General features: G+C 61.8%; 4 protein-coding genes. All 4 read left to right on the top strand.

The features are described from left to right. Positions 1-155 precede the first annotated feature (155 nt). The 4 genes from NUV89_RS28830 to cmoB are packed head-to-tail and all read left to right on the top strand — an operon-like array spanning position 156 to position 2937. On the top strand, positions 156-545 hold the full coding sequence (locus tag NUV89_RS28830; RefSeq protein ID WP_257783994.1) for a protease inhibitor I42 family protein: 390 nt from the start codon (positions 156-158) through the stop codon (positions 543-545). A gap of 1 nt (position 546) precedes the next feature. After that, positions 547-1203, top strand: a complete 657-nt coding sequence (locus tag NUV89_RS28825) for a lysoplasmalogenase (protein ID WP_257783993.1) — start codon at positions 547-549, stop codon at positions 1201-1203. A 1-nt stretch (position 1204) separates the two neighbouring features. Further along, positions 1205-1984, top strand: a complete 780-nt coding sequence (gene cmoA / locus NUV89_RS28820; RefSeq protein WP_257783995.1) for a carboxy-S-adenosyl-L-methionine synthase CmoA — start codon at positions 1205-1207, stop codon at positions 1982-1984. Further along, positions 1981-2937 (top strand): tRNA 5-methoxyuridine(34)/uridine 5-oxyacetic acid(34) synthase CmoB, encoded by a 957-nt coding sequence (gene cmoB / locus NUV89_RS28815; RefSeq protein ID WP_257783992.1) that lies wholly within the window; start codon positions 1981-1983, stop codon positions 2935-2937. Before cmoA ends, cmoB begins: the two co-directional genes overlap by 4 nt. The last annotated feature ends 93 nt before the right edge of the window (positions 2938-3030 follow it).

The following is a 3030-nucleotide window of genomic DNA, read 5'->3' as shown; positions in this document are numbered from 1 at the left end:
CACATTTGATCGAGTACGTCCTTTGGAATGCGGTCAAGTGTGGGAGCGGGCTTGCTCGCGAAGGGGCCAGCCCATTCAACACAAATTCCAGCTCTGTCACACCTTGTCTCATCTTCGGTTATGCTCGCCCTTCGTCGTGAATCAACGGAGCCCCCATGACCGCTGCCCGCCTGCTTATCCCCCTAAGCCTTGCCCTGCTGGCCGGGTGCGCCAGTGCCCCCAAGCAAAACATCAGCGTGGACCAGCAAAGCGCCTGCCCGCTGCAGCTCAAAACCGGGCAGAACCTGATCCTCACCCTGCCGAGCAACCCCACCACCGGCTACCGCTGGGCCATCCAGGACTCTGCTGGCGGCGTGCTGCGCGCGCTGAGCCCCGAGGTCTACAGCAGCCGTGAATCCGGTGTGATCGGCGGCGGCGGGCAATCCACCTGGCGCTTCCAGGCCTTCGCCGCAGGCCAAGGCCGTTTGCGCCTGACCTCCCAGCAACCCTGGGAACCCGAAGCCGAACCTGCCGACACTTTCGACTGCGCCATTACGGTGAACTGATATGCCATGGATGATTCTTGCGTTGATGGGCGCCGGCACCTTTATCTACGGCCTGGCCACCCACGCCACGTTACTGTGCCTGCTGGTCAAACCGTTGCCGGTGCTGGCGCTGCTGGGCTGGTTGCATGATGCACCGCCCACCGACTATCGACGCTGGATCAGCCTGGGGCTGATTTTTTCCCTGGTGGGCGACGTGCTGCTCGCCTGGCCGGGCGACCTGTTTATCTTCGGCCTCGGCGCGTTTCTGTTTGCGCACCTGGCGTATCTAAAGGCCTATTTCAGTGACTGCCAGCGCTTGGCGTTGCTGCCATTGCTATTGGCCCTGGGTGTAGGCGCAGTGCTGCTGAGCATCCTGATTTCCCACGGCCTTGGCGAACTGCTGATCCCGGTGGTGGTTTACGCGCTGGTCATCAGCGCCATGCTCTGGCGTGCGCTGGCGCGGTTGGGCAGCGATGTGCCGAAACGTTCGGCGCTGCTGGCGGCGGCGGGTGCGGCGTCGTTTGTGTTTTCCGACACGCTGATCGGTATCAACCGGTTTGTGTTGGCGTTCGACGCGGCGCCGTATTTGTTGATCGCCACTTACTGGCTGGGGCAGTGGGGCATCACCGCATCGGCTTTCCATCAGACAACCCGCGCACACGAGGGCCAACTTGGCTAAAATGCCGGCCTTTCCCCTTTTCGTCGCCGGAACAACCGTGAGCAAAGAACCCGATCGCCTATTCGCCCAGCCCCTGCCCCAGGTGCCGGACTTCGCCTTTAACGAGGACGTGGTGCGGGTGTTCCCGGACATGATAAAGCGCTCGGTGCCCGGTTACCCGACCATCGTCGAAAACCTCGGCGTGCTCGCGGCGCAGTTTGCCCAGCCCAACAGCGTGCTCTACGACCTGGGTTCATCGCTGGGCGCCGTGACCCAGGCCCTGCGTCGCCATGTGCGCACCGATGGTTGCCGGGTGATTGCGGTGGATAACTCGGCCGCGATGGTCGAGCGCTGCCGTGAATACCTCAATGGCCAGGACTCGATGTTCCAGGAGTTGTTGCCGGTGGACGTGATCGAGGGCGATATCCTCGCGCTGCAATTCCAACCGGCCTCGGTGGTGGCGCTGAACTTCACCCTGCAATTTATCGCCCCGGATGAGCGCCTGGCCTTGCTCACGCGCATCCGCCAGTCGCTGTTGCCGGGGGGTGCGCTGATCCTTTCGGAAAAGCTGCGCTTCAATGATGCCGAAGAGCACGCGCTGCTCACCGACCTGCATATCGCGTTCAAACGCGCCAACGGCTACAGCGAACTGGAAATCGCCCAGAAGCGCAGCGCCATCGAAAACGTCATGAAGCCCGACAGCCTCGAAGAACACCGCGAACGCCTGCTGGCGGCCGGGTTCTCGAAAGTCGTGCCGTGGTTCCAGTGTCTTAACTTTGCCTCGTTGATTGCCTTGCCATGATTGATCTGTCTCCCCTCGCCCGCCATCTGGTCGGCACTCCCTTGGCCGTGTGGGCCCAGGGCCTGCAAGCGCAACTCGATAGCAAGATGGAAAAAGGCCATGGCGACCTGGAGCGCTGGCAGAGCGCGCTGGATGCGCTGCCGAAGATCCAACCCAGCGACGTGGATTTGCTGGGCGGCCTGACCCTCGACACCGATTGCGACGACGAAACCCGCGCGCAAATGCACACCGCACTGATGGGCCTGAGCCCGTGGCGCAAAGGCCCGTTCCACCTGTTCGGCGTGCATGTGGACACCGAATGGCGCTCGGACTGGAAGTGGTCACGGGTGGCACCGCATTTGAACTTGCAGGGTAAACGCATCCTCGATGTGGGCTGCGGCAACGGCTACTACATGTGGCGCATGCTCGGCGCCGGGGCCGACAGCGTGATTGGCGTCGACCCGAACTGGCTGTTTTTCTGCCAGTTCCAGGCGGTGCAGCGTTACCTGTCAGAGCCCAAGGCGTGGCACTTGCCGTTCCCGTTCGAAGACCTGCCGGCGAACCTGGAAGGCTTTGATACGGTGTTTTCCATGGGCGTGTTCTATCACCGGCGTTCGCCCATCGAGCATTTGCTCGCGCTGAAAGACACCCTGGTCAAGGGTGGTGAACTGGTCCTGGAAACCTTGGTGGTGGAAGGCGATCAGCAACAAGTGCTGGTGCCGGAAGACCGTTACGCGCAGATGCGTAATGTGTGGTTCCTGCCGTCGGTGCCGGCGTTGATGCTGTGGCTGCGCCGGGCCGGGTTCAGTGATGTGCGCTGTGTGGATGTGAGCGTGACGACCGTCGAGGAACAGCGTGGGACGGAGTGGATGAAGTATCAGTCGTTGAGTGATTTCCTTGATCCGCAGGATCACAGCAAGACGATTGAAGGGCTGCCGGCGCCGATGCGGGCGGTGATCATCGCCAAGAAGTAGCGGTGAGCTCTCCCTGAAGAAACAGAGATCAAAATGTGGGAGCGGGCTTGCTCGCGAATGCGGTGGGTCAGCCAAAGATGTATCAACTGACAG

Origin of the sequence: Pseudomonas sp. 18.1.10 (genome assembly GCF_024655625.1) — a bacterium.
Lineage (GTDB): Bacteria > Pseudomonadota > Gammaproteobacteria > Pseudomonadales > Pseudomonadaceae > Aquipseudomonas.
Note: the sequence above shows the minus strand (reverse complement) of the source record. Positions and strands in the feature narration are given on the sequence as shown.